Origin of the sequence: Kitasatospora sp. NPDC049258, from assembly GCF_040678895.1 — a bacterium.
GTDB lineage: Bacteria > Actinomycetota > Actinomycetes > Streptomycetales > Streptomycetaceae > Kitasatospora.
On record NZ_JBFAQT010000034.1, the window covers coordinates 35,449 to 58,735 of the forward strand.

General features: G+C 71.9%; 17 protein-coding genes. 9 read left to right on the forward strand and 8 right to left on the reverse strand.

The annotated features are described in order from the left end of the window. The first annotated feature begins 175 nt into the window (after positions 1 to 175). On the forward strand, positions 176 to 4,822 hold the full coding sequence (locus AB0K43_RS24230) for a hypothetical protein (RefSeq protein WP_363643102.1): 4,647 nt from the start codon (positions 176 to 178) through the stop codon (positions 4,820 to 4,822). Positions 4,823 to 5,144: 322 nt separating this feature from the next. Here the strand turns inward: AB0K43_RS24230 and AB0K43_RS24235 are convergent, their stop codons facing one another. The 5 genes from AB0K43_RS24235 to AB0K43_RS24255 form a co-directional block, all read right to left on the reverse strand. Beyond that, complete coding sequence (locus AB0K43_RS24235) at positions 5,145 to 6,644, reverse strand: NCS1 family nucleobase:cation symporter-1 (protein WP_363643104.1); 1,500 nt, start codon at positions 6,642 to 6,644, stop codon at positions 5,145 to 5,147. Between the two features lie 118 nt (positions 6,645 to 6,762). Continuing rightward, a complete protein-coding gene (locus AB0K43_RS24240) occupies positions 6,763 to 7,779 on the reverse strand; it encodes a TIGR03842 family LLM class F420-dependent oxidoreductase (protein ID WP_363643106.1) in 1,017 nt (338 codons plus the stop codon). Positions 7,780 to 7,794: 15 nt separating this feature from the next. After that, positions 7,795 to 9,195 (reverse strand): dihydropyrimidinase, encoded by a 1,401-nt coding sequence (gene hydA, locus AB0K43_RS24245; RefSeq protein WP_363643109.1) that lies wholly within the window; start codon positions 9,193 to 9,195, stop codon positions 7,795 to 7,797. A gap of 11 nt (positions 9,196 to 9,206) precedes the next feature. Further along, entirely contained in the window at positions 9,207 to 10,049 is an 843-nt protein-coding gene (locus AB0K43_RS24250) for a nitrilase-related carbon-nitrogen hydrolase (protein ID WP_363643112.1), read from the reverse strand. A gap of 138 nt (positions 10,050 to 10,187) precedes the next feature. Further along, on the reverse strand, positions 10,188 to 10,973 hold the full coding sequence (locus AB0K43_RS24255; protein WP_363643114.1) for a hypothetical protein: 786 nt from the start codon (positions 10,971 to 10,973) through the stop codon (positions 10,188 to 10,190). A 169-nt stretch (positions 10,974 to 11,142) separates the two neighbouring features. On the opposite strand from AB0K43_RS24255, the gene AB0K43_RS24260 reads away from it, so the two are divergent. After that, positions 11,143 to 13,659, forward strand: coding sequence for a DUF3516 domain-containing protein (locus AB0K43_RS24260; RefSeq protein WP_363643116.1), 2,517 nt, complete (start codon positions 11,143 to 11,145; stop codon positions 13,657 to 13,659). A gap of 67 nt (positions 13,660 to 13,726) precedes the next feature. Here the strand turns inward: AB0K43_RS24260 and AB0K43_RS24265 are convergent, their stop codons facing one another. Then, positions 13,727 to 14,488, reverse strand: coding sequence for a hypothetical protein (locus AB0K43_RS24265; protein ID WP_363643119.1), 762 nt, complete (start codon positions 14,486 to 14,488; stop codon positions 13,727 to 13,729). Between the two features lie 232 nt (positions 14,489 to 14,720). Here AB0K43_RS24265 and bioB point away from each other — a divergent pair, with 232 nt between their 5' ends. From bioB to AB0K43_RS24285, 4 genes are all read left to right on the forward strand, one after another. After that, on the forward strand, positions 14,721 to 15,980 hold the full coding sequence (bioB, locus tag AB0K43_RS24270; protein ID WP_363643121.1) for a biotin synthase BioB: 1,260 nt from the start codon (positions 14,721 to 14,723) through the stop codon (positions 15,978 to 15,980). 10 nt (positions 15,981 to 15,990) lie between these two features. Then, positions 15,991 to 17,286: an adenosylmethionine--8-amino-7-oxononanoate transaminase gene (locus AB0K43_RS24275; protein ID WP_363643123.1), complete on the forward strand. Its 1,296-nt coding sequence runs from the start codon at positions 15,991 to 15,993 to the stop codon at positions 17,284 to 17,286. Continuing rightward, complete coding sequence (gene bioD / locus AB0K43_RS24280; protein WP_363643125.1) at positions 17,283 to 18,017, forward strand: dethiobiotin synthase; 735 nt, start codon at positions 17,283 to 17,285, stop codon at positions 18,015 to 18,017. Before AB0K43_RS24275 ends, bioD begins: the two co-directional genes overlap by 4 nt. A gap of 161 nt (positions 18,018 to 18,178) precedes the next feature. Then, positions 18,179 to 18,679 (forward strand): cupredoxin domain-containing protein, encoded by a 501-nt coding sequence (locus AB0K43_RS24285; RefSeq protein WP_363643127.1) that lies wholly within the window; start codon positions 18,179 to 18,181, stop codon positions 18,677 to 18,679. 34 nt (positions 18,680 to 18,713) lie between these two features. Here the strand turns inward: AB0K43_RS24285 and AB0K43_RS24290 are convergent, their stop codons facing one another. Then, positions 18,714 to 19,136 carry a GNAT family N-acetyltransferase gene (locus AB0K43_RS24290; RefSeq protein ID WP_363643129.1) on the reverse strand — a complete coding sequence of 141 codons (423 nt, stop codon included), beginning with the start codon at positions 19,134 to 19,136 and terminating at the stop codon, positions 18,714 to 18,716. Positions 19,137 to 19,284: 148 nt separating this feature from the next. Between AB0K43_RS24290 and AB0K43_RS24295 the strand changes: the two genes are divergently transcribed. Next, a complete protein-coding gene (locus AB0K43_RS24295; protein ID WP_363643131.1) occupies positions 19,285 to 19,941 on the forward strand; it encodes a 50S ribosomal protein L11 methyltransferase in 657 nt (218 codons plus the stop codon). Positions 19,942 to 20,224: 283 nt separating this feature from the next. Further along, the gene (locus AB0K43_RS24300; RefSeq protein WP_363643133.1) at positions 20,225 to 21,385 is read left to right on the forward strand and encodes an ROK family protein; all 1,161 of its coding nucleotides are present in this window, start codon (positions 20,225 to 20,227) and stop codon (positions 21,383 to 21,385) included. A 73-nt stretch (positions 21,386 to 21,458) separates the two neighbouring features. Here AB0K43_RS24300 and AB0K43_RS24305 read toward each other — a convergent pair whose 3' ends face one another. Further along, positions 21,459 to 22,247: a GntR family transcriptional regulator gene (locus tag AB0K43_RS24305; protein ID WP_363643135.1), complete on the reverse strand. Its 789-nt coding sequence runs from the start codon at positions 22,245 to 22,247 to the stop codon at positions 21,459 to 21,461. 206 nt (positions 22,248 to 22,453) lie between these two features. On the opposite strand from AB0K43_RS24305, the gene AB0K43_RS24310 reads away from it, so the two are divergent. Further along, positions 22,454 to 23,257 carry an exodeoxyribonuclease III gene (locus tag AB0K43_RS24310; protein WP_363643137.1) on the forward strand — a complete coding sequence of 268 codons (804 nt, stop codon included), beginning with the start codon at positions 22,454 to 22,456 and terminating at the stop codon, positions 23,255 to 23,257. The last annotated feature ends 30 nt before the right edge of the window (positions 23,258 to 23,287 follow it).

A 23,287-nucleotide genomic window follows, 5' to 3' on the forward strand; every position in this document is an offset into this window, starting at 1 on the left:
CTTTGGGTTGTAGTAGTTGACTCCCAGCCGACCAGCCCAGGACTGGATATCAGCCTCAAATCACCGTCCCGGACGAACCCGTCGAGCTCCACCCCCGAACGCGCTCTCAGGAGGGGGCGGCTCGGGGCTCCCAAAAGTTCACACGTAGGGGCGGGTCGACTGCAAGGATCGGGGCATGGCAACTGGCGCTTTCGCTGTGCACGCACCGAGGTTCTGCCGTATCCGCGGTGCGGGCGATCTCGATGGTGATCCATTCAGCCTGGGTGGAAGCGTGTTCAGTGACGAGGCTCCTGCCGTCGTCGAGGATCCGGCGGCGCTCACCGAAGATTCGCTGGCTACCCCGCAGGTGGTGGCGGCGGCGGGAATGATGGTCCTGCTCGGTGAACCTGGCGCGGGCAAGACCGCTGTGCTCACTGAACTCACAGCCAGCCTCCCGCGCCTGGTCGAGCCGTGGTCGGGTGAGTCGGACGAGTGTGTGTGGGTAAGGGGCGGGGACCTCACCGAAGCCACCTACGCGGAGTGTTTGGGCCAGTTTCTCACCGCACTGCCCGCCGCCGGAGGTACCGCTCCGGCGCTTGCGGGGGTCCTCACGATCGTTCTGGATCAGGCCGACGAGAGCGGCATGCTCGAACGGCTCCCCGGACGCCTGGAGTCCTCCGTCCGAGGCCGGGACCTGAGAGGCGTTCGGATGCTCATCGCCTGCCGATCATCCGACTACCCCGGGCGGCTGACACCTGTCCTGACCGACGCCTTCGGGGTTTGCCACCGCGTGGACCTCGCACCGCTTCGGCGCAGCGACGCGGTGAGCCTGGTGGACAGCATGGTGACGAGCGTCGGTGTGCCCGGTGAGGTCCTGGTGGGCGCGGCCGAGGCGGCGGGTGCCGCCGCCCTGGCGTGCGTCCCACTGACCCTGGAGCTGCTCGCACTGACCTACCAGACCGACAGGGGCCTGTGGGGGACCCCCCAAGACTTGTTCGCCCGCGGGGTGGAGCTGCTGGCGACGGATCCGGATCCGGACAGGATCAACCGCACTGCGCCGTCCACGACCGTCGACCAGCGCATGGTCGTGGCCGGCAGGATCGCGGCGTGGATGCTGCTCTGTGGACGGCGCAGCGTGTGGCGCGGTGGCAGCCTGAAGGCCGGCCCCCTAGACCTGCCCGCCGAGCGGATTGCGAACGCGCCGGAGGCGACCGTCTCCGGTGAGTTCTTCGTGACAGCCGCGGCGGTCAAGGAGACGCTCGCGACTGCCCTGTTCACCTCACGTGCTGACGACAGGGTCGCCTTTCGGCATTCCTCCCTCGCTGCCTATCTCGCAGCCTGGTACCTGAAGGAGCGTGGGACCGGGAGCCGTCAGCTCAGCGACCTGTTTCTGGTCGGCGCTCCAGACGACGCAACGGCCAGCATTCCGCGCCCGCTTCGCGAGACCGCCGCGTGGCTCGTGGCCCTGAATCCCACCCAGACCCGGTGGTTGGCCGACGCCGATCCGGAGAGCCTGGCAGCACACAGCATGCTGGTGCGTTCCGATGCCATTCGGGAGCTGATTGTGCAGCGGCTGCTCGAGCGTGCCGCACAGGTCGAGCTCAGCGACGTCCGGTGGCACCTGTCGCGCTGGGCCCTGGACCATCCCGGCATCGCCGGGCAGCTCGCTGACGTCTTGGAGGGTGCCTCGGCTACCGCTGCGGAGGGCTGGCCCACCCAGGCGCGCGTGCGCCTGGCGGTGCGGCTGGCCCGCGAAGTCTCCTCGCCCGATCAGCGGCTGGCGGCATCGCTCCTGGAGATCGTCAAGAACGACGCCTGGTCCACTGCCGAACGCCGCTTGGCTGCCGACGCCGCATCCGCCTGCGACCCCGTCGGGGCAGTGCCAGTGTTGATAGATGTCTTCACTCTCCTTCTCGATCCCGCGTACGCGCAGCGGATAGACCCGGATGACAATCTCAGAGGCACGCTGCTGAGCTTGCTCTGGCCCGAGCACCTGGACACTGAGACGATGCTGCGGGCGCTTCGCCAGCCTCGCCTGCCTCAGTCGTTCGGCAGATACGGCTACTTCCTGACCACCGTGATGCGTGATTGCACCGAGGAACAGCTGCCTCAGATCCTCGACTGGACAGCGCGAACGACTCTCGCGCAAGCCGGTCACCCGACCGTCGCCGCCACCGAACCGATCAGCGCCCAGGTGGACACCGCGATTGATCGTAGGACCCCTGGGCTCCCGCGGTACGACGCTGACGCGGCGCAACCGCTGAAGCTCACCGAAGCCGTCGTCGACCCCCTCATTGCCCGGACGCTACGCAGCGAACGAGCAACGGACCACCTTTCCGCCCTGGCGGTGATCATCATGAGCCGCCTTCGCGATCATCACAGGGTGGAGCTTCCCGATCCGCTGCAGCCGGACGAGAAAGGAGTCGAGTCCCCAGCCACCAGAGACCTGCGCCGGGCACTGGCCGCAGCCCTAGTCGAGGAGGCCATCCGCAGCGGGAGTGAAGTCGCACAGGCCGTGTGGATGGTGATCCGCGACTGGGAGCGGCGCAGTACCTTCCGCTTTCAGGGCAGAACGGTGCCTTCGACCTTCGAGCGCCGGCACCTCCTGGACGGCGCAGATCTCGACTGGGCCCTGGCCATGACGGACGAGGCCGCGCAGGCAGGCAACACGGATGCGGTCGAAGCGTACGGGCAGATGGCCGACTGGATCATCGATGTCCAGGACCCGAGGGCATTCGAACTCGCCTACAACCAGGACCATCCCGCGTGGCCGTACCTTAAACACCACTACGAACCCATCGCCCTCGACAGCCGCCTCGCCGAGCACCTGCGCAGGAGTCAACGCGATCAGGAGACCCAGCCCTGGCCACACGCCGACGACCTCATCGCCTCCCAGCGGCAGCGCCTGCAGGCAAGCCGCACCGGAGACAGCGAGAGCTTCTGGCAATTCCTGTGGTACCTCCAGTTCGACCCCGCGACCGGGCAGCCGGCCGCATCCAACCTCGCGATCGAGTCCTGGCCAGGAGCTGTGGCACTCGCGGAGGATCTCGGGGACCTGGCGGTACTCGGCATCCACTACTTGGCCAGCGAGAGCGACCACGGCGACACCTGGCTCGGGCAACCGAAGGAAGACCGACGCGCCTGGGCCGGCTACTTGATGCTCACGCACCTTCTCCTGCACAACCGAACCGCCGAGGTGCCGTCTTCCGCCTGGGGGGCATGGTGTGCGGCCATCCTCGACTGCGACCTCCCATCCGGTATCGCCACCGAGGAGACCCGAGCCCAGCTTCTGCGCCACGCCTGTGATCACGCCCCGGACGCTCTCGCACGCCGCGTGGACCAGCTCTTCCGGGCCAATCTCGACAACGGCCTCTCGGCCTACCGCGCCAGAAGCCTGGACCCGACCCGCTCGGACATCCTGCGCACAGCCCTCGAGGACCTCCACACCGAACTGTTCCAGCTCTTCGTAGCCGACACGTCCGGCCCGAAAGCCGATGGGTCGGTAAGGGAGAGCCGGGAGTCGTCACCGGCGGTACGCACACCTCTCCTACTTCCCCTGGAGGAGGACCGACGCGATGCCTACCTGCGGAGCTGGTCCGGCCTGAACGCCGTTCTCCTTGCTGGCGGCAGCCAGCGAGCGCGGGAACTGTCGGAGTCCGCTCTCGACCTGGTGACAGCCGACTCACCTGTCCCGTCAATCGCTGTCAGATCCGCCGAAGCGCTGCTGCACCTCGACATCGCCCTGTACTGGCCGCGTATCCGTCCCCTCACCGGCACAAGCGCGTCCTTCGGCCGCCAGCTCGCCGAATCGTGCGCCGACACGGACGCCAGGCTCCAGATGCGGGATTTGGACGTGCCCGCGCTCGCGCAGGTCTACCGATGGCTCAGCAGCCTCTACGACGCAAGCGAGGAGGGAGAACCGTTGGGCGTGCACTTCGTTAGCGCGCCTGAACAGGTCCGCCGCTGGCGCGACTCCGTTCCAGCCGAGATGGCCCAGCGCGCCACCGCCGAGTCGGTGCACCAGCTCAAGTCGCTCACGGGCGAGTACCCCGACCGGCTCGGCCTGGCAGCGGCCCTGATCGCGGGAAGGGCCAAGCACTGTGCAGCCAGCCGCTTCCAAGCAGGGCTCGCCGATGTCATCCAGGTCCTCGCCGATCCGCGCAAGCGCCTGATCAGCACGACCGGTGATCTCTTCGCGCTCGTCGTCGACCTCCTCAAAGAGGTGGCCGCCGGCATCTCCCAACACGGCGAACTCCTCTGGGACCGAACTCCCGGGTACCGACCAGGAAAGAAGGCTGTAGCCCAAGGCGCTTCTGCCGTACCTGAGCAATGGCGGCCCAAACCGGAGGCCGCCCTGTGCGCCTACCTTGCCCTCGTCCTCGATCTGCGACTCGGCGGACAACGCGTGGTGGTGAACCGAGAAGTACTGGTCCACCCCACCGACGCCTACGGCGCAGGCGATCGAACCGACATCCTCATCCAGGCCAACCCGCTGCCTGCAGGAAGCCCTCCGGCACAGACAGCCCCTCGGTTGGATCTCGTCATCGAAGTCAAAGGCGCGTGGAACGAGGGCCTCCTTCGACAGCAGGAGACGCAGCTGGCGCGCAGATACCTCAAGGAAGTACAGACCGACGCGGGGATCTACCTGGTGGGCTGGTATCCGCCCGACCAGTGGGCAAAGCCGGATCACCGCAGAGACGAAGCGAACAAACACACCGTTGAGTCTCTGGAGTTCGAACTCAGCAACCAGGCCGCACACCTCTCGGAATCACTCTCAGTCCACCTCCAGCCGATGGTGATGGTCATCCCGCGCCCCCACAAAGAGGAGGCGAAGCCCCGATGAACCCCCTCCGGGCAGCCTCAGCTCGCCCTGAGCTTGGCCCCTCAAAGCAGTCGACTGGCGATCCGCGCGCCCTGATACGGCCGAATATCAAGATCATCTTGTGGGACTTTTCAGGGACTTTCAGCGCCCTCCGAGGGACATTCGAGGGACTTTTCGCCCCCTAACTGGGTAAACCCGTGAAAGATCGGAAAGGGCCTCCGACGCAGGTCGGAGGCCCTTTCCGGGGGCAAAGCCCCTGGTACGGCGGATGGAGCCGGCCTGTACGCCGGGTACAGGCCGACTCGTGGCGCACCGCCCGAACCTCGCAGCGAGCGCTACGCCGTCAGCGGGCGGTGCGCCGGGTGCCGGCGTTGAGGAGGACGTAGAGCAGCATCGCGGAGGCGAAGCCGACGGCCCAGCCGTAGTCGGCCAGGGGCTGGAGGAAGGGGATCAGGCCGTCGGTGGGGAACGGGCCGCCGTAGGAGCCGCCGACCGCGAGGATGCCGCCGACCAGCAGGGCCGTGACGGCACGCCAGTTCCAGCCGCCGACGTACCAGTAGCGGCCGCCGGGGAGGTAGAGCTCGGCGAGGTCGAGGGTGGTGCGGCGCAGCAGCCAGTAGTCGGCGATCAGGATGCCGGCCACGGTGCCGAGCAGGCCGCCGACCACGCCGAGCCAGGTGAAGATGTAGATCTGCGGGTCCTCGATCAGCTTCCAGGGGAAGATCAGGATCCCGATCACGCCGGTGACCAGCGCGCCGGTACGGAAGTTGACCAGGCGGGGCAGCAGGTTGGCGAGGTCGTAGGCGGGGCTGACCACGTTGGCGGCGATGTTCACCGACAGGGTCGCGACCAGCACGATGAAGAGCGCGAACAGGATGCCGGCGGTGCTGTCCATCTTGGCGGCCAGTGCGATCGGATCCCAGATCGCCTCCCCGTAGACGGCCTGGGAGCCGGAGGTGACCAGGACCGAGAGCAGCGCGAAGAGCGTCATCGTGGTGGGCAGGCCGAGCGCCTGGCCGCGGATCTGGGCGCGCTGGCTGCCACCGAAACGGGTGAAGTCCGGGATGTTCAGCGCCAGCGTCGACCAGAAGCCGATCATGCCCATCAGGGCCGGGAAGAAGACCTGCCAGAACTCGCTCCCCCAGCCGAGCTTCGAGGGCTGGTCCAGGAGCGGCCCGAGGCCGCCCGCCTTGGCGGTGATCCAGGCCAGCAGCGCGAGGGCGCCGACGATCACCACCGGGGCCGCCCAGTTCTCGAACCGGCGCAGGGTCTCCATCCCCCGGGCGATGATCGCCATCTGGATCACCCAGAAGATCAGGAAGGACAGCCACTGCGTCCACGGGTGCCCGCCGATCTCGGCCGCCGTCTGCCAGCCGTGGCCCAGCAGCTTGCCGGCCAGCAGGAAGATGCCCTCGCCGCCGATCCAGGTCTGGATACCGAACCAGGCGCAGGCCACCGCCGCCCGGATCATCGCCGGGAGGTTGGCCCCGCGCAGCCCGAACGAGGCGCGGGCGAAGACCGGGAAGGGGATGCCGTACTTGGTCCCTGCGTGACCGGTGAGGATCATGGGGCAGAGCACGATCAGGTTGGCCAGCGCGATGGTGAGCACCGCCTGCTTCCAGTCCATGCCGAGCGCGACCAGCCCGGAGGCCAGCGTCCAGGACGGGATGTTGTGGGCCATGCCGACCCACAGCGCGAGGAAGTTGTAGGTGGTCCACCGCCGGCGCGCGACGGGGACGGGGCGGAGGTCCTCGTTGGCGAAGCGGGTGTCGGAGAGGTCGGCTCCGTCGGCGAGTTCGACCCGGCCGTCCGGCTGGGTGGTCTGCGCTATGGGCGTGGACATGAGCGGCTGCCTCCGGGTGTGGGGGTGGCGGCCACCCGGACGAGGGGTGGCCGCCAGGAGCAGTCGGGGTCGGGAGGAGTCAGGAGGAGTCGGGACGTGAGGTCGGGGCAGGGTCAGGTCAGGGCAGGGTGGGGATGATGTGCTCGCCGTACGCGTCGATGGTGGTCTCGACGGCGTCGTGCATCGCGTAGACCGCGAACTGGTCGACGCCCAGCCCGCGCAGCTCGGCCAGCTTGGCGCGCTGCGCCTCGGGCGGCCCGATCAGGCAGAACCGGTCGACCACCTCGTCCGGGACGAAGGTGGTGTCGGGGTTGCCGGCCCGGCCGTGGTGGCTGTAGTCGTAGCCGTGGCGCTCCTTGATGTAGGCGGTGAGCTCCTCGGGGACCATGCCGGAGTGCTCGCCGTAGCGGGAGACCAGGTCGGCCACGTGGTTGCCGACCATGCCGCCGAACCAGCGGCACTGCTCGCGCGCGTGGGCGAGGGCCTGCGGCGAGTCGTCGGCGGTGACGTAGGCGGGAGCGGCCACGCAGATGGTCACGGCGGACGGGTCGCGGCCGGCGTCGGCAGCGGCCTGGCGGACCGCCTTGACCATCCACTCGGTCAGGAACGGGTCGGCCAGCTGGAGGATGAAGCCGTCCGCCTGGCGGCCGGTCAGGGCGAGCGCCTTGGGCCCGTACGCGCCCATCCAGATCGGCAGTTCGGCGCCGGGCCGGACCCAGGGCAGGTGCATCTCGGTGCCGTCGACCTCCACGGTGCGGCCCTCGGCGAGCTCCTTGATGGCGTGCATCGCCGCGCCGAGCCGGGCCAGCGTGGCGGGGCTGCGGCCGGCCACCCGCATCGCGGAGTCGCCGCGCCCGATGCCGCAGACGGTGCGGTTGCCGTACATGTCGTTGAGGGTGGCGAAGAGGGAGGCGGTGACCTCCCAGGTGCGGGTCGAGGGGTTGGTCACCATCGGGCCGACGGTGAGCCGCTCGGTCTCGGCGAGGATGCGGCTGTAGATGACGAAGGGCTCCTGCCAGAGCACCGCCGAGTCGAAGGTCCAGCCGTGCGTGAAGCCGGCCGCCTCGGCGCGCTTCATCCGGTCGATCAGCAACCGTGCGGGCGGGTCGGTCTGGAGGACGAGGCCGATGTCCACTGCTCTCCTAGGTGATCAGCTGAGGTACTGACAGGTGGCCCGGGGCTGGAAGCGCCCGTGGCCGGCCCGGCCGAGCCAGGCGTCGCCGTCCAGCACGACCGTGCCCCGGGAGAGCACGGTACGGACCTTGCCGGTGATCTCGCGGCCCTCGTAGGCCGAGTAGTCCACGTTCATGTGGTGGGTGGCCGCGGAGATGGTCTGCCGGGCGGTGGGGTCGTAGACGACGATGTCGGCGTCGGCGCCGGGGGCGATGGTGCCCTTGCGCGGGTAGAGGCCGAACATCCGGGCGGGGGCGGCGCAGGCGATCTCGATCCAGCGGCGCCGGGTGAGGTGCCCGTCGACCACCGCCTGGTGCAGCAGGTCCATCCGGTTCTCGACGCCGGGCAGGCCGTTGGGGATCTTCGAGAAGTCGCCGCGGCCGAGCTCCTTCTGCCCGACGAAGCAGAACGGGCAGTGGTCGGTGGAGACCACCTGGAGGTCGTTGGTGCGCAGGCCCCGCCAGAGCGCGGCCTGGTGCTCGCGCGGGCGCAGCGGGGTGGAGCAGACGTACTTGGCGCCCTCGAAGTCCGGCTCGGCGAGGTTGTCGGTCGACAGGAAGAGGTACTGCGGGCAGGTCTCGCCGAAGACCGGCAGGCCCTCGCGGCGGGCGGCGGAGAGCTCGGCGACGGCCGAGGCGGCGGAGACGTGCACCACGTAGAGCGGTGAGCCGGCGACCTGGGCCAGCTTGATCGCCCGGTGGGTGGCCTCCGCCTCCAGCAGTTCGCGCCGCACCTCGCCGTGGTAGCGGGGGTCGGTCCGGCCGGCGGCCAGCGCCTGCTCGACCAGGACGTCGATGGCGATGCCGTTCTCGGCGTGCATCATGATCAGGCCGCCGTTGTCGGCGCTGCGCTGCATGGCGCGCAGGATCCGGCCGTCGTCGCTGTAGAAGACGCCCGGGTAGGCCATGAACAGCTTGAAGGAGGTGATGCCCTCCTCGACCAGCAGGTCCATCTCCTTGAGGGTGGACTCGTTGACGTCGGACATGATCATGTGGAAGGCGTAGTCGATCGAGCACCGCGCCTCGGCCTTGGCGTGCCAGGCGTCCAGCCCGGCCCGCAGGCCGGCGCCGACCGACTGGACGGCGAAGTCCACGATGGTGGTGGTGCCGCCCCAGGCGGCGGCCCGGGTGCCGGTCTCGAAGGTGTCGGAGGCGGCGGTGCCGCCGAACGGCAGCTCCATGTGGGTGTGCGCGTCCACGCCGCCCGGGATGACGTACATCCCGGTGGCGTCGATGGCGCGGTCGGCGCTCCAGCCGTCGGCGACCGAGCTGCCGGTGGCGGCGAGGGCCACCACCTGCTCGTTCTCGATCAGCACGTCGGCGCGCAGTTCCTCGGCGGCGGTGACCACCAGGCCGCCCTGGATCACGGTGCGGGTCATCGTCCGTCCCCTCAGGCCTCGGTGAGCGGCTGGTAGGCGTCGGGGCGGCGGTCCCGGTAGAAGGCCCACTGCTGGCGGACCTCCTCGATCCGGTCGAGGTCGAGGTCGCGGACGACCAGTTCCTCGTCCTTGTCGGAGGCCGGCTCGCCGACGAACTGCCCGCGCGGGTCGACGAAGTAGGAGGTGCCGTAGAAGTCGTTGTCGCCGTACTCCTCGACGCCGACCCGGTTGATCGCGGCGATGTAGTACTCGTTGGCCACGGCGGCGGCGGGCTGTTCCAGCTGCCACAGGTAGGCGGACAGGCCCCGGCTGGTGGCGGAGGGGTTGTAGACGATCTCGGCCCCGGCCAGGCCGAGCGCCCGCCAGCCCTCGGGGAAGTGCCGGTCGTAGCAGATGTAGACGCCCACCTTGCCGACGGCGGTGTCGAAGACCGGCCAGCCGAGGTTGCCGGGCTTGAAGTAGTACTTCTCCCAGAATCCCTTCACCTGCGGGATGTGGTGCTTGCGGTACTTGCCGAGGTAGGTGCCGTCGGCGTCGATCACGGCGGCGGTGTTGTAGTAGAAACCGGACTGCTCGACCTCGTACACCGGTACGACGATCACCATGCCCAGTTCCTCGGCCAGGCGCTTCATCCGCTGCACCGTGGGGCCGTCCGGCACCGGCTCGGCCCAGGCGTAGTGCTCCGGCTCCTGCACCTGGCAGAAGTACGGGGCGTTGAAGACCTCCTGGAACCCGATGATCTGCGCGCCGTCGGCGGCGGCCGCCCGGGCCGCCCGCTCGTGGGCCGCGATCATCGTCTCCTTGTCGCCCGTCCACGCGGTCTGGAACAGGGCGGCCCGCACCACTCGACTCATCGGTCTTCTCCTTCGACGAAGGCGCTGTAGACCGTCGAGCGTAGAAGTTCCGGGGCGCCGAGGGCAGTGCCACGCTGTAACGCCACGCGGGTCAATTCGTTGCGCGGCGAAATGCCGACCGCCCGATGATCGGACAGATCAGAAGAACGTCCCGCTCAGGGCCGCCACCCCGCCCAGGACCAGCCCCGCCCGGATCGCCCGGCCGAGCGCCGCCAGGTCGCCCGGGGCGGGCACCGGTTCCTCGGGCGGGAGCACGGCCAGCAGGATCCGGCGTTCGGCCTGACCCGCTCGCCGCCAGGGCAGCGTGGTCGGGTGCCCGCCGGGGTTGGCCCACCACGGCCCCGCCGGGCAGCCGATCGCGGTGATCCGCCCGGCCACCGCGTGCACCGTCCAGCCGGGCAGGTGCTGCGCCGGGACCACCCCGGTCAGGTCCAGCGGCGCCAGGCCCTCGGTGTAGCGGTCCGCGAGGTGCCCGAGCAGACCGCCCGGGTAGGGCGCTCCCGGGTGGAAGAGCAGCGACGGCAGCTCCTCGCCCGGCCGGCCCGACATCCCGGGCTCCAGCCGGTCCGCGCCGCGCGGCCGGTCGTCCGGCCGCCAGGCCGCGGCCTCCGGCAGGCCGAGGCGCACCCGGGCCGCGGCGATCTGGGCCGGCGCCCACACCCGGGACGGGCCGCACCCGCTGTGGGCCCGCACCGCGGTGTGCAGGTCGCTGCCCGGCCCGTCGATCCTTACCCCGTCGACCACCGCCCCGTCGACCACCGCCGCGCCGGACGGGTCCACCGGGCGGTCGCACAGCGGGCAGGGCGCTCCGTCGGGCACCGCCGCCGCGCCCTCGAGCAGCCGCCGGACGCCCGGATTGCCGCCGTCCGCGGCGGGCCCGCTCCACTGCTCGTTCAGGACGGCCTCCTCGATCGGGCGGGCCACCGCGCCTGGACGGCGTGCGGGGGCGGCACACACCCTAGTGCTGGCACGGGGCCCGGGCGGCGGGAACGGCGGGCCGGGGGTGATCGGGTCCGGTGCGTCGGGGCCGGCGGGCCGGGGCCGGATCCGTACGCCTTTGCCCGGGGTGATCCCGAGCAGGCAAGATAGGCCGGTGACCCTCCTGGACCTGATGCCGAAGCCCGCCACGCCCGACGCCCTCTACGAGACCTTCGCCGAATGGACGGCCGAGCGCGGTATCACGCTGTACCCGGCCCAGGAGGAGGCGCTGATCGAGCTGGTCTCCGGGAACAACGTCATCCTGGCGACCCCGACCGGCTCGGGGAAGAGCCTGGTGGCCGCCGGCGCGCACTTCGCCGCACTGGCCGAGGGCAAGCGGACCTTCTACACCGCGCCGATCAAGGCACTGGTCTCGGAGAAGTTCTTCGACCTCTGCAAGATCTTCGGCACCGACCAGGTCGGCATGATGACGGGCGACGCCAGCGTCAACCCGACCGCGCCGATCATCTGCTGCACGGCCGAGGTGCTGGCCAACATCGCGCTGCGCGACGGCGACCGGGCCGACGTCGGCCAGGTGGTGATGGACGAGTTCCACTTCTACGCCGAACCGGACCGCGGCTGGGCCTGGCAGATCCCGATCCTGGAGCTGCCGCACGTGCAGTTCCTGCTGATGTCGGCCACCCTCGGCGACGTCCGCCGCTTCGAGGAGGACCTGACCCGGCGCACCGGCCGCCCCACCACGGTGGTCCGCTCGGCCACCCGCCCGGTGCCGCTGTTCTACGAGTACCGCCGCACCACCATGCACGACACCCTGGAGGAGCTGCTGAAGACCGGTCAGGCACCGGTCTACGTGGTGCACTTCACCCAGAAGGAGGCCGTCGAGCGGGCCCAGTCGCTGATGAGCATCAACATGTGCTCGAAGGCCGAGAAGGACGCCATCGCGGATCTGATCGGCGGGTTCCGCTTCACCACCAAGTTCGGCCGCAACCTCTCCCGGTACGTCCGGCACGGCATCGGCGTGCACCACGCCGGCATGCTGCCCAAGTACCGCCGGCTGGTCGAGCGCCTCGCGCAGGCCGGTCTGCTGAAGGTGATCTGCGGGACGGACACCCTGGGCGTCGGCGTCAACGTGCCGATCCGCACGGTGCTGTTCACCGCGCTCTCCAAGTACGACGGCATCCGGGTGCGCACCCTGCGGGCGCGGGAGTTCCACCAGATCGCCGGCCGGGCCGGCCGGGCCGGGTTCGACACCGTCGGCCAGGTGGTCGCGCAGGCGCCCGAGCACGTGATCGAGAACGAGAAGGCCGTCGCCAAGGCCGGTGACGACCCGAAGAAGAAGCGCAAGGTGGTCCGCAAGAAGGCGCCGGAAGGTTTCGTCGGCTGGACCGAGGAGGGCTTCGAGAAGCTGATCGCCGCCGACCCGGAGCCGCTGGTCTCCCGCTTCAAGGTCAGCCACGCGATGCTGCTCTCGGTGATCGGCCGCCCGGGCAACGCCTTCGAGGCGATGCGCAAGCTGCTCACCGACAACCACGAGGACCGCTCCGCCCAGCGCCGGCACATCCGCAACGCCATCGCCATCTACCGCTCGCTGCTCGACGGCGGCGTGGTCGAGCGGCTGCCGGAGCCGGACGCCGAGGGCCGGATCGTGCGCCTCACCATGGACCTGCAGGAGAACTTCGCGCTCAACCAGGCGCTGTCCACCTTCGCGCTGGCCGCCTTCGAGCTGCTCGACCCGACCTCGCCCTCGTACGCGATGGACGTGGTCTCGGTGGTCGAGGCCACCCTGGACGACCCCCGGCAGATCCTCGCCTCGCAGCAGAACAAGGCCCGCGGCGAGGCGATCGGCGAGATGAAGCGGGACGGCGTCGAGTACGAGGAGCGGATGGAGCGGCTCCAGGAGATCACCTACCCGAAGCCGCAGGAGGAGCTGCTCACCCACGCGTACGACGTCTACCGGCGCGCGCACCCGTGGATCGGCGACCACCCGCTGCAGCCGAAGTCGGTGGTGCGCGACCTGTACGAGCGGGCGATGACCTTCACCGACTACGTCGGCCACTACGACCTGGCCCGCACCGAGGGCATCGTGCTGCGCTACCTGGCCGGCGCGTTCAAGGCGCTGGAGCAGACCGTCCCGGAGGACATCAAGACCGACGACCTCAAGGACGTCATCGCCTGGCTCGGCGAGCTGGTCCGCCAGGTCGACTCCAGCCTGCTGGACGAGTGGGAGCAGCTGGCCAACCCGACCGACCCGCTGGCCCCCGAGGTCCGGCTGGACGACAAGCCGGCACCGGTCACCGCCAACGCCCGCGCCTTCCGGGTGCTGGTGCGCAACGAGATGTTCCGCCGGGTGGAGCTGGCCGCGCTGGAGAACTACCGGGAGCTCGGCGAGCTGGACGGCGAGTACGGCTGGGACGCCGACCGCTGGGCGGACGCGATGGACGGGTACTGGGAGGAGTACGACGACCTGGGCACCGGTCCGGACGCGCGCGGCCCGAAGATGCTGCTGATCGAGGAGGACCCGGAGGAGGGCTCCTGGCGGGTCCGGCAGATCTTCCACGACCCGGAGGGGCACATGGACTGGGGCATCAGCGCCGAGGTCGACCTGTACGGGTCGGACGAGGAGGGCCGGGCCGTGCTGCGGGTCACCGGGGTGAACCGGCTGGACGGCTGACGGCCGGCAGCACGTGGCGGGGCCCGGACCGGAGTCCGGGCCCCGCCCGCAGAGCCCGCCTCTCCGGTCACATCCAGGCGAAGGGCAGCCCGGCCGCGTAGCCGACGGCCCGGGTGGCCTCGTCCAGGGAGTGGTCGGTCTCGGCGGCGCTGGTGCGCTGGTCGGCGAAGCGGGAGACCGTCACCGTGACGTAGTGACCCACGGCCGCCACCCGACGGCTGGTCAGCGGCTGCTTGCCGGCCTGCGGGCCCGGCGCCGCGGGGGCGCCCTCCGGCTGGAGCAGGAGCAGCGCGGCGGTGGACTCGCGCAGCGCCGCCTCGGCCTTGCGGGCGCTCGCCTCGTCGGCGAAGCGCAGCACCGTCACGCTGCTGTTGACCTGCTGGTCGAGGCGGACGAAAGAGACCGCCAGGTATCCCTGGCAGCCGGTGTCGCGCAGCGGGTCGTGGGCCTTGTCCTGGACCGCGTCGGCGCAGTCCGCGCCCTGGCCCGCGTTGGCCCGGCGCCCCTTGTAGCCGTCCTGCTCGATGCCGCGCTGGGCGGGGAAGTACCAGTCCGCGGCGAAGGCCTGGGCCTCCGTCAGCGGCTGCGCGGGCGCGGCGCCCGGCGCCGGGGTGCCGGCCGCCGGCTTGGTGCTGGTCGGGCCGAGGCCGGGGAGCAGGTCACCGGGATTGGGCCGGGTGACCGCCCAGCTGCCGGCCGCGGCGAGGGCGGCCAGTGCGACCCAGAGCAGCACCCGCTGCCTGGTCACCCGCGGGCCGCGGCTGTGGGCGGGTGCAGCGTGCGGCTGGAGGCCGGGCGGTGGCGGGAACTGCTCCCCCTGGGTGGTCATGGCCGAGATTCTAAGCAGACCCGTATGACTGTTCGGATCATGGGTCCGGACCTACCGCGCGCACCGCATGCACGCACCGCACGCGCGCCCTCCGCGCACCTCGCGCGCCGTTCGCCGTGACTCCCACCACTACACGCGGCGTCCGCACTGTGACAACTCGCACACCCCCGGACGGATCTTCTGGCGGGTTCCCTCTGGCGAAACGCGAGGTCCCCCAGGCAGGATCAGGCGCATGGATCTGCTCGACACCCTCACCGCCAAGGGCCTGCGCCGGGAACTCCCCACCCGAGAGGAAGCCCTGGCCGTCCTCGCCACCACCGACGACGAGCTGCTGGACGTGGTCGCGGCCGCGGGGAAGGTCCGCCGGCAGTGGTTCGGCCGCCGGGTCAAGCTCAACTACCTGGTGAACCTCAAGAGCGGCCTGTGCCCCGAGGACTGCTCCTACTGCTCGCAGCGGCTCGGCTCCAAGGCGGAGATCCTCAAGTACACCTGGCTGAAGCCGGACCAGGCCGCCGAGGCGGCGGCGGCCGGCCTGGCCGGCGGCGCCAAGCGGGTCTGCCTGGTGGCCAGCGGCCGCGGCCCGACGGACCGTGACATCGACCGGGTCGCCGACACCATCTCGGCCATCAAGGACGCCCACGAGAACGTCGAGATCTGCGCCTGCCTCGGCCTGCTCTCCGACAACCAGGCCGAACGGCTGCGCGCGGCCGGCGCCGACGCCTACAACCACAACCTGAACACCTCCGAGGGCACCTACGGCGACATCACCACCACCCACACCTACGCGGACCGGGTGGACACCGTCACCAAGGCGCACGGCGCGGGCCTGTCCGCCTGCTCCGGCCTGATCGCGGGCATGGGCGAGAGCGACGAGGACCTGGTCGACGTGGTCTACGCGCTGCGCGAGCTGGACCCGGACTCGGTGCCGGTCAACTTCCTGATCCCGTTCGAGGGCACCCCGCTGGCCAAGGAGTGGCACCTCACCCCGCAGCGCTGCCTGCGGATCCTGGCGATGGTCCGGTTCGTCTGCCCCGACATCGAGGTGCGGATCGCCGGCGGCCGCGAGGTCCACCTGCGCTCGATGCAGCCGCTCGGCCTGCACATCGCCAACTCCATCTTCCTGGGCGACTACCTGACCAGCGAGGGACAGGCCGGCCAGGCCGACCTGGAAATGATCAAGGACGCCGGCTTCACGGTCGAGGGCTCCGACGAGGTGACGCTGCCTCAGCACCGCGCGCACGCCGTCGCCGCCGGCGGCTGCGGCCCGGCCGCCGGGGGCTGCGGCTCGGGCGCGGACGCGGACGCGGACGCGGCGGGCGCCGCCGACTCCTGCGGCTCCGGCGCCGGCTGCGGCCCGTGCGGCGGCCACGCGCACGGCGAGCCGGCGGTCCCGGCGGCCGCCGCGCCGGCCGGCGAGGGTGACGAGCTGCGCAGCGACCTGGTGAAGGTCCGCCGTCGCGGCGCCGGCACCGAGCTGGCCCCGAACGCCTGAGGTCCGCGCCATGACAGACACCCAGCACCTGCTCGGCCTGGACCGGGCGCACGTCTGGCACCCGTACGGGCCGATGCCGGGCACCAGCACCCCGTACCTGGTGGAGTCGGCCTCCGGCGTCCGGCTGCGGCTGGCCGAGGAGGCGCACGGGCACCGGGAGCTGGTCGACGGGATGTCGTCCTGGTGGGCGGCCGTCCACGGCTACCGGCACCCGGTGCTGGACGAGGCGGTGCGCGACCAGCTCGGCCGGATGAGCCACGTGATGTTCGGCGGGCTCACCCACGAGCCCGCCGTGCGGCTGGCCGCCAAGCTGGTGGAGATCACCCCGGAGCCGCTGCGGCACGTCTTCCTCGCCGACTCCGGCTCGGTGGCGGTCGAGGTCGCCATGAAGATGTGCCTGCAGTACTGGCAGTCGCTCGGCCGGCCGGCCAAGCGCCGGCTGCTGACCTGGCGCGGCGGCTACCACGGCGACACCTTCCACCCGATGTCGGTCTGCGACCCCGAGGGCGGGATGCACCACCTGTGGGGCGGGGTGCTGCCCGGCCAGCTGTTCGCGGCCGAGCCGCCGGCCGGGTTCGACGCCCCCGTCGACCCGGCGTACGCCGCGGAGCTGGCCGATCTGATCGAGCGGCACGCCGACGAACTCGCGGCCGTGATCGTCGAGCCGGTGGTGCAGGGCGCGGGCGGGATGCGCTTCCACTCCCCCGGGTACCTCCGCCTGCTGCGCGAACTCTGCGACCGGCACGGCGTGTTGCTAGTCTTCGACGAGATCGCCACCGGCTTCGGCCGGACCGGCGAGCTGTTCGCCGCCGACCACGCGCAGGTCTCCCCGGACGTGCTGTGCCTGGGCAAGGCGCTCACCGGCGGCTACCTGACCATGGCCGCCGCGCTGTGCACCGGCCGGGTCGCGGACGGGATCAGCCAGGGCGAGATGCCGGTGCTGGCGCACGGCCCGACCTTCATGGGCAACCCGCTGGCCGCGGCCGTCGCCAACGCCTCGATCGAGCTGCTGCTCGGCCAGGACTGGCGGGTGGAGGTCAAGCGGATCGGGACCGGCCTGCGGGACGGCCTGGCCGGCGCCGCCGAGCTGCCGGGCGTGCGCGAGGTCCGGGTGCTGGGCGCGATCGGCGTGGTCCAGCTGGACCACCCGGTGGACATGGCGGCCGCCACCGCGGCCGCCGCCCGCGCGGGGGTCTGGCTGCGGCCGTTCCGCGACCTGATCTACACCATGCCGCCGTACGTCACCGACGACGCCGACCTGGCCCGGATCACCGCCGCCGTGACGGCCGCGGCGGTGGCCGGATGAGCGTCCTGTTCATCACCGGCACCGGCACCGAGGTCGGCAAGACCGTGGTGACCGCCGCCGTCGCCGCCCTGGCCGGCCCCGGGGTCGCCGTCCTCAAGCCCGGCCAGACCGGGGTCGCCCCCGGGGAGCCGGGGGACGCGGCCGAGGTGCTCCGGCTGGCCGGCCCCGCCGTGACCACCCGTGAACTGGCCCGCTACCCCGAGCCGTTGGCCCCCGACATCGCGGCCCGCCGGGCCGGCCTGCCGCCGCTGGCGCCCGGCCAGGTGGCCGAGGCCGTCGGGGCGCTGGCCGCCGGGCACCACCCGGTGCTGGTCGAGGGCGCGGGCGGGCTGCTGGTGCGCTACGACGAGGACGGCCACACGCTCGCCGACATGGCGCTCGCCACCGCCGCGCTCGGCCTGGCGGTCGAGGTGCTGGTGGTCGCGGCCGCCGGGCTCGGCACCCTCAACACCACCGCGCTCACCGCCGAGGCGCTGCGGGCCCGCGGCCTGTCCGTCCGCGGCGTGGTGGTCGGCTCCTGGCCGGCCGTGCCGGACCTGGCATCGCGCTGCAACCTCGGGGACCTGCCCGCCGTGGCCGGGGCCCCGCTGCTCGGGGCGGTGCCGCAGGGCGCGGCGGCCGAGGGCGGCGAGGCCTTCCACCGGCTGGCCCGCGCCTCGCTGGCCCCGGCCCTTGGCGGCGAGTGGGACGTGCTCGACTTCACCGCCCGCTTCGTCCCGCCGCTGCCGTAGCCGGTCGCGGCCTCGCGGGGGGCTGCGCAGGGTGCGCCGTTCGGGTGGTCGGCCGGGGTGGTGGGTGTGTACGGCCGCCGGGTGCGCGTCGACTGCCCGACGCTGGCGGTCTCTGCTGTCCGTACCGGTCGGGCGGCCGCACGGACCGAGACGAGGGCCCGATGAACGAGGACCGTACCCACACCCGGCGGCAGCTGCTGCTGGGGGCCGGCGGCGCGGCGGCCGCCCTGCTGCTGGCCGCCTGCTCCAGCAGCAAGAGCAGCTCGCCGAGCGGCTCCGGCAGCCCGACCCCGGCCGCGTCCACCCCGTCCACCCCGTCCGGCGGCGGCAGTGCGAGTGGCAGTGCGAGTGGGAGCGCGAGTGGGAGCGCGAGTGCCGGTACGAGTGAGAGCGCCTCGGGGGCGGTCGGTTCGGCGACCATCACCATCAAGGACTTCGCCTTCAGCCCCACCCCGCTCACCGTCGGCCCCGGCGCCCGGATCACGGTGACCAACCAGGACTCCACCACCCACACCCTGACCGCCACCGGCGGCGGCGGCTTCGACACCGGGGACCTGTCGCCCGGCCAGTCCAACTCCATCACGGCGCCGAGCCAGCCGGGCAGCTACCCGTACGTCTGCACCATCCACCCCAACATGCACGGCACCCTGATCGTCCAGTGACGAGCGGGCCGGGCCCGGGCAGACCCGCCGGGCCTCAGTCGAGCGGCTTGGCCCAGCGGGTCCACTGCTCCTGGGGGTGATACCCGGCGCCCTGCCAGAACTGCCTGCCGAGCTCGTTGCGGTCGAGCACCATGGCGTCGGCCCGGCGCCCGCCGAGCGCCTCGAACCGGGCCTCGGCGGCCGCCAGCAGGGCCGCCGCCACCCCCCGGCGGCGCTGCTGCGGATCGACCGCGAGGCGGTACAGGTGGCAGCGCCAGCCGTCGAACCCGGCTATCACGGTGCCGGCCACCGCACCGTCGCGCTCGGCGACCAGCAGCGCGTCCGGGTCGCGGGCGATCAGCGCGGTCACCCCGGCCGCGTCGTCGGTGATACTGGTGCCCTCGGCCGCCCTGGCCCAGAAGTCCAGCAGCGCGGGGATCTCGTCGGGGACGGCGGTGCGGATCTCGATGTCTGACATGGCGCACTGTCTACCACCGGCGGCGACCCGCGCTCCGTGAATTTCGGCTGCCGGGACGGGCCCGCGGGGCGAGCGGGTCACTGACGGGTCGTCAGGTCGCATAGAGTCTGCCGACCGGCCCGTGCCGGACGTCCCGAGGAGGAGCACCGTGTCCACCACCACCGCATCGGTCACGGAGTTCATCGAGGCCCAGACCCGGCTCGCCGCCGTTCCGTTCGTCCCCGAGGTGCGGCTGCACCTGGCCGACGAGGCGATCGCCCTGTGGGAGCGCACCGAGTCCCGGAAGGGCGAGATCGGGCTCCCGCCGCCGTTCTGGGCGTTCGCGTGGGCAGGTGGCCAGGCCGTCGCGCGCCACCTGCTCGACCGGCCGGCCACCGTCGCCGGCCGCCGGGTGCTGGACCTGGCCGCCGGATCGGGGTTGGTGGCGGTCGCCGCCGCGCTGTCCGGCGCCGCCTCGGTCACCGCCGCCGAGATCGACGACTACGCCGTCGCCGCCATCGCGCTCAACGCGGCGGCCAACGGCGTCACCGTCGACGCCCGCCTCGCGGACCTGCTGGACGGCGACGGCGCACCCGCCGAGGTGGTGCTCGCCGGGGACGTGTTCTACGAACGGGGCATGGCGCAGCGGGTGCTGCCGTTCCTTCAGCGGGCCCGGGACCGGGGCGCCCTGGTGCTGGTCGGCGACCCGGGGCGGGCCTACCTGCCGAGGGAGCGGTTCACCGAGGTCGCCTCGTACCAGGTGCCGGTGATCGCCGACCTGGAGGACAGCGCGGTGAAAACCTCGGTGGTCTGGCAGCTGACCTGAGTTCACGGTGCGCGCGGCCGGGCGGCCCGGCGGACCTCACAGCGCGATCACGGGATACCTACCGGTTCGATACCGAAGCCGTTATGAGCTGCGGAAATGCTCGCCGGAGCGGGCGTTCGCCGAGTAGGCTCCGGGGAGCCTCCGGGCGCGCCGTGCCCCCGTGCCGAGCGAACCGGCGGGCGGACTCCCGCGGCACCTCCGGCAGCGACACGCTCGCCACCGGGGCGGCCGCGTACTCGGCACCGCGCGCCAGAGCTGTCGCGCGAAGCGGAAGGGCAGCGACTTGGCGGATCGGCTCATCGGAGGAGACTCCTCGCTGCTGCGTCGGATCAACGCGGCGGTCACCCTGCGGGCGTTGCGTGACGGGCAGTCGGTCACGCTCACCCAGCTGGTCGGCGACACGGGCCTGTCCCGGCCGACGGTGGAGGGCGTGATCGAGGGGCTGCTCGAATCCGGTCTGGTCGCCGAGGTCGAGCACACCCAGGAGAGCGGCCGTCAGCGCGGCCGCCCGGCCCGCTGGTTCCGGTTCCGGGCCGAGGCCGGGCACGTGCTGGGGCTGGAGATCGGGGTCCACGACATCCGGATCGTGCTGGCCGACCTGGCCGGCGAGGTGGTCGGCACGCACGCCCGGCCGGTGGACGAGACCCTGGAGGCCGAGGAGCGGCTCGGGCTGGTCCGGTCGATGGTCGCGGACGTGCTGCGCAAGGCCGGGATCTCCCGGGACAGCCTGTGGGCGGTGGCCGTCGGCACCCCCGGCATCGTGGACCGCGAGGGCACCGTCCAGCTCGGCACGGCGATGCCCGGCTGGACGGGGCTGGACATCGGCGCGCGGCTGCGCCGTTCGTTCCGCTGCCCGGTGGTGATCGAGAACGACGCCAACCTGGCGGCCATCGCCGAGCACTGGAAGGGCGCTGCGGTCGGCAAGGGCGATGTGGTCTTCGTGATGGCCGGGCTCAGCCCGGGCGCCGGTTCGCTGATCAACGGCCGGCTGCACCGCGGCTTCGGCGGCGCGGCCGGCGAGATCGGCGCGCTGCACCTGCTCGGGCAGGAGGCCACCCCGGAGCGGCTGCTGTCGACCACCGGCAAGCCGCTCGACCCGCTGGACGAGGCCGCGGTCGCCCGGGTGCTCCGGCTGGCCCGGGAGGGCGACGAGGTGGCGCAGGTCGCCACCGACCGCTTCCTGCGGCGGCTGGTGCACGACGTGGCGGCGCTGGTGCTGGCGCTGGACCCGCAGCTGGTGGTGGTCGGCGGGTGGGCGGCCGGGCTGGACGGGGTGCTGGAGCCGCTGCGCGAGCGGCTGGCGCTGTTCACCCTGCGGGCGCCCGAGGTGGCGCCGGCGGCGCTCGGCTCGGAGGTGGTGGCGATGGGGGCGCTGCGGGTGGCGCTGGACCAGGTGGAGGAGCAGCTGTTCGCGGTCGACCCGCCGGCGGGCGGCGGCCGCTGAGCGGCCGGATCCGTACGACGAGGTCCCCCACGCGGCTGCGTGGGGGACCTCGTCGTTCGGTCGGGCCCTGTGCTCAGGAGGCGGAGCGGGCCAGTGCGCCGGCCTGCACCGGGGTGACCTCGACCAGGCCGGTCTCGCCGAAGGTGAGCTTGCAGGTGTCGGCCCGGTAGGTGGAGACGGCGAGCGCGACCAGGCGGCCGGCCGCGGCGTACTGGGTGGTGACCACCAGCACCGGGGTGCCCGGCGGGCGCTCCAGCTGGGAGGCCTGCTCGGCCTCGGCGACCCCCAGCTCGACCGAGCGGGACTCCCCGTCGACGCCGAGCCGCTCCAGCTGGCGCAGCACCGTACGGGCGCGGTCGGCCTCGCCGGAGGCGCCGACCAGGTGCGGCAGGGCGGGCAGCCGGGGCACCGCGGAGTCCGGGACGTGCAGCGACTCGGTGGCGACCGCCACCCCGTGCAGCATCCGCACCCGGCGGACGGTGTGCACGGTGGCGCCCTCGGCGATGCCGAGCGCCGCGGCCAGCTGGGTGGGCGCGGCGGCGCTGACGCAGTCGATCACCCGCCAGGCCTGGCTGCGGGCGGTGCCCGGCCAGCCCTCCTCGCTGCTGTTGACCGGCACGCCGACCCGCGGCGCGGCGATCAGCGTGCCGATGCCGCGGCGGCGGACCAGCCGGCCCTCCAGCTCCAGCTGGTCGAGCGCCTGGCGCAGGGTGGCCCGGGCCACGCCGAAGCGGGCGGCGAGCTCGCGCTCGTTGGGCAGGATCTGGCCGGTGGAGAACTCGGCGTCGATGGTGCGGACCAGCACCGTCCGCAGGTGCCAGTACTTGGGCTCCGGCACCGCCGCGAGCTGTCCTTGAGCCACCGCTTGAGCCACCGTGTCCTCCACCCTGAAGGAGCGCCGCCCGCTGGCCTCCCCGGTGTTTCAGCAGGTGGGGAGGGCGGGCTTTATCCGTCCTTCTTTATTAAAGGTCTTTGCAGTAAGTGACCCTAGGGCTTGCTCCGCGAGATGGTCAAGACCAATGACGGCGGTCCGCGGACGGGCCCGGGGCGGTCCGGTACCCTCGCGGGGTGATCGTGGTTTCGACAGTGAACGTGAATGGCATCCGGGCCGCCGCCAAGAAGGGCCTGGTCGAGTGGCTGGCCGCCACCAAGGCCGATGTGGTCTGCCTGCAGGAGGTCCGGGCCGAGCAGGGGCAGATCCCGGCGGAGCTGCTGGCGCTGGAGGGCTGGCACGCGGTCTGGGCGCCGGCCGCCGCCAAGGGGCGGGCCGGCGTGGCCCTGCTCTCCCGGCGCGCGCCGGAGCGCACGGCGATCGGCTTCGGCTCGACCGAGTTCGACGCCTCCGGCCGGTATGTGGAGATCGACCTTCCCGGCCTGACCGTCGCCAGCCTCTACCTCCCCTCCGGCGAGGTCGGCACCGACCGCCAGGACGAGAAGGAACGCTTCATGGCGGAGTTCATCGAGCACCTGGTCCGCCTGAAGGCGAGCGCCGCCACCGAGGGGCGCGAGGTGGTGGTCTGCGGTGACTGGAACATCGCCCACCGCGAGGACGACCTCAAGAACTGGAAGTCCAACCAGAAGAACGCCGGCTTCCTCCCCGAGGAGCGCGCCTGGCTCACCCGCGTCCTCGACGAGGCCGGGTACGTCGACGTGGTCCGCAGCCTCCACCCCGACCAGCCCGGCCCGTACTCCTGGTGGTCCTACCGTGGCCGCGCCTTCGACAACGACTCGGGCTGGAGGATTGATTATCTGATGGCCACCCCCGGCCTCGCCGCCAAGGCGGTCGAGGCCTACGTCGAGCGCGCTGCCACCCACGCCGAACGCTGGAGTGACCATGCCCCCGTCACCGTGGTGTACGACCACGGGGTCTGACGCGGCAACGCATCGGCCGAGCTGGCTTCG

What these genes read in the sequence shown, in the direction of transcription:
- AB0K43_RS24250 (WP_363643112.1), bottom strand. Translation starts at nt 10,049, where the DNA reads ATGAGTCGAGTGGTGCGGGCCGCCCTGTTCCAGACCGCGTGGACGGGC.
- bioD (WP_363643125.1), top strand. Translation starts at nt 17,283, where the DNA reads ATGAGCGTCCTGTTCATCACCGGCACCGGCACCGAGGTCGGCAAGACC.
- AB0K43_RS24265 (WP_363643119.1), bottom strand. Translation starts at nt 14,488, where the DNA reads ATGACCACCCAGGGGGAGCAGTTCCCGCCACCGCCCGGCCTCCAGCCG.
- AB0K43_RS24230 (WP_363643102.1), top strand. Translation starts at nt 176, where the DNA reads ATGGCAACTGGCGCTTTCGCTGTGCACGCACCGAGGTTCTGCCGTATC.
- bioB (WP_363643121.1), top strand. Translation starts at nt 14,721, where the DNA reads ATGGATCTGCTCGACACCCTCACCGCCAAGGGCCTGCGCCGGGAACTC.
- AB0K43_RS24285 (WP_363643127.1), top strand. Translation starts at nt 18,179, where the DNA reads ATGAACGAGGACCGTACCCACACCCGGCGGCAGCTGCTGCTGGGGGCC.
- AB0K43_RS24290 (WP_363643129.1), bottom strand. Translation starts at nt 19,136, where the DNA reads ATGTCAGACATCGAGATCCGCACCGCCGTCCCCGACGAGATCCCCGCG.
- hydA (WP_363643109.1), bottom strand. Translation starts at nt 9,195, where the DNA reads ATGACCCGCACCGTGATCCAGGGCGGCCTGGTGGTCACCGCCGCCGAG.
- AB0K43_RS24275 (WP_363643123.1), top strand. Translation starts at nt 15,991, where the DNA reads ATGACAGACACCCAGCACCTGCTCGGCCTGGACCGGGCGCACGTCTGG.
- AB0K43_RS24235 (WP_363643104.1), bottom strand. Translation starts at nt 6,644, where the DNA reads ATGTCCACGCCCATAGCGCAGACCACCCAGCCGGACGGCCGGGTCGAA.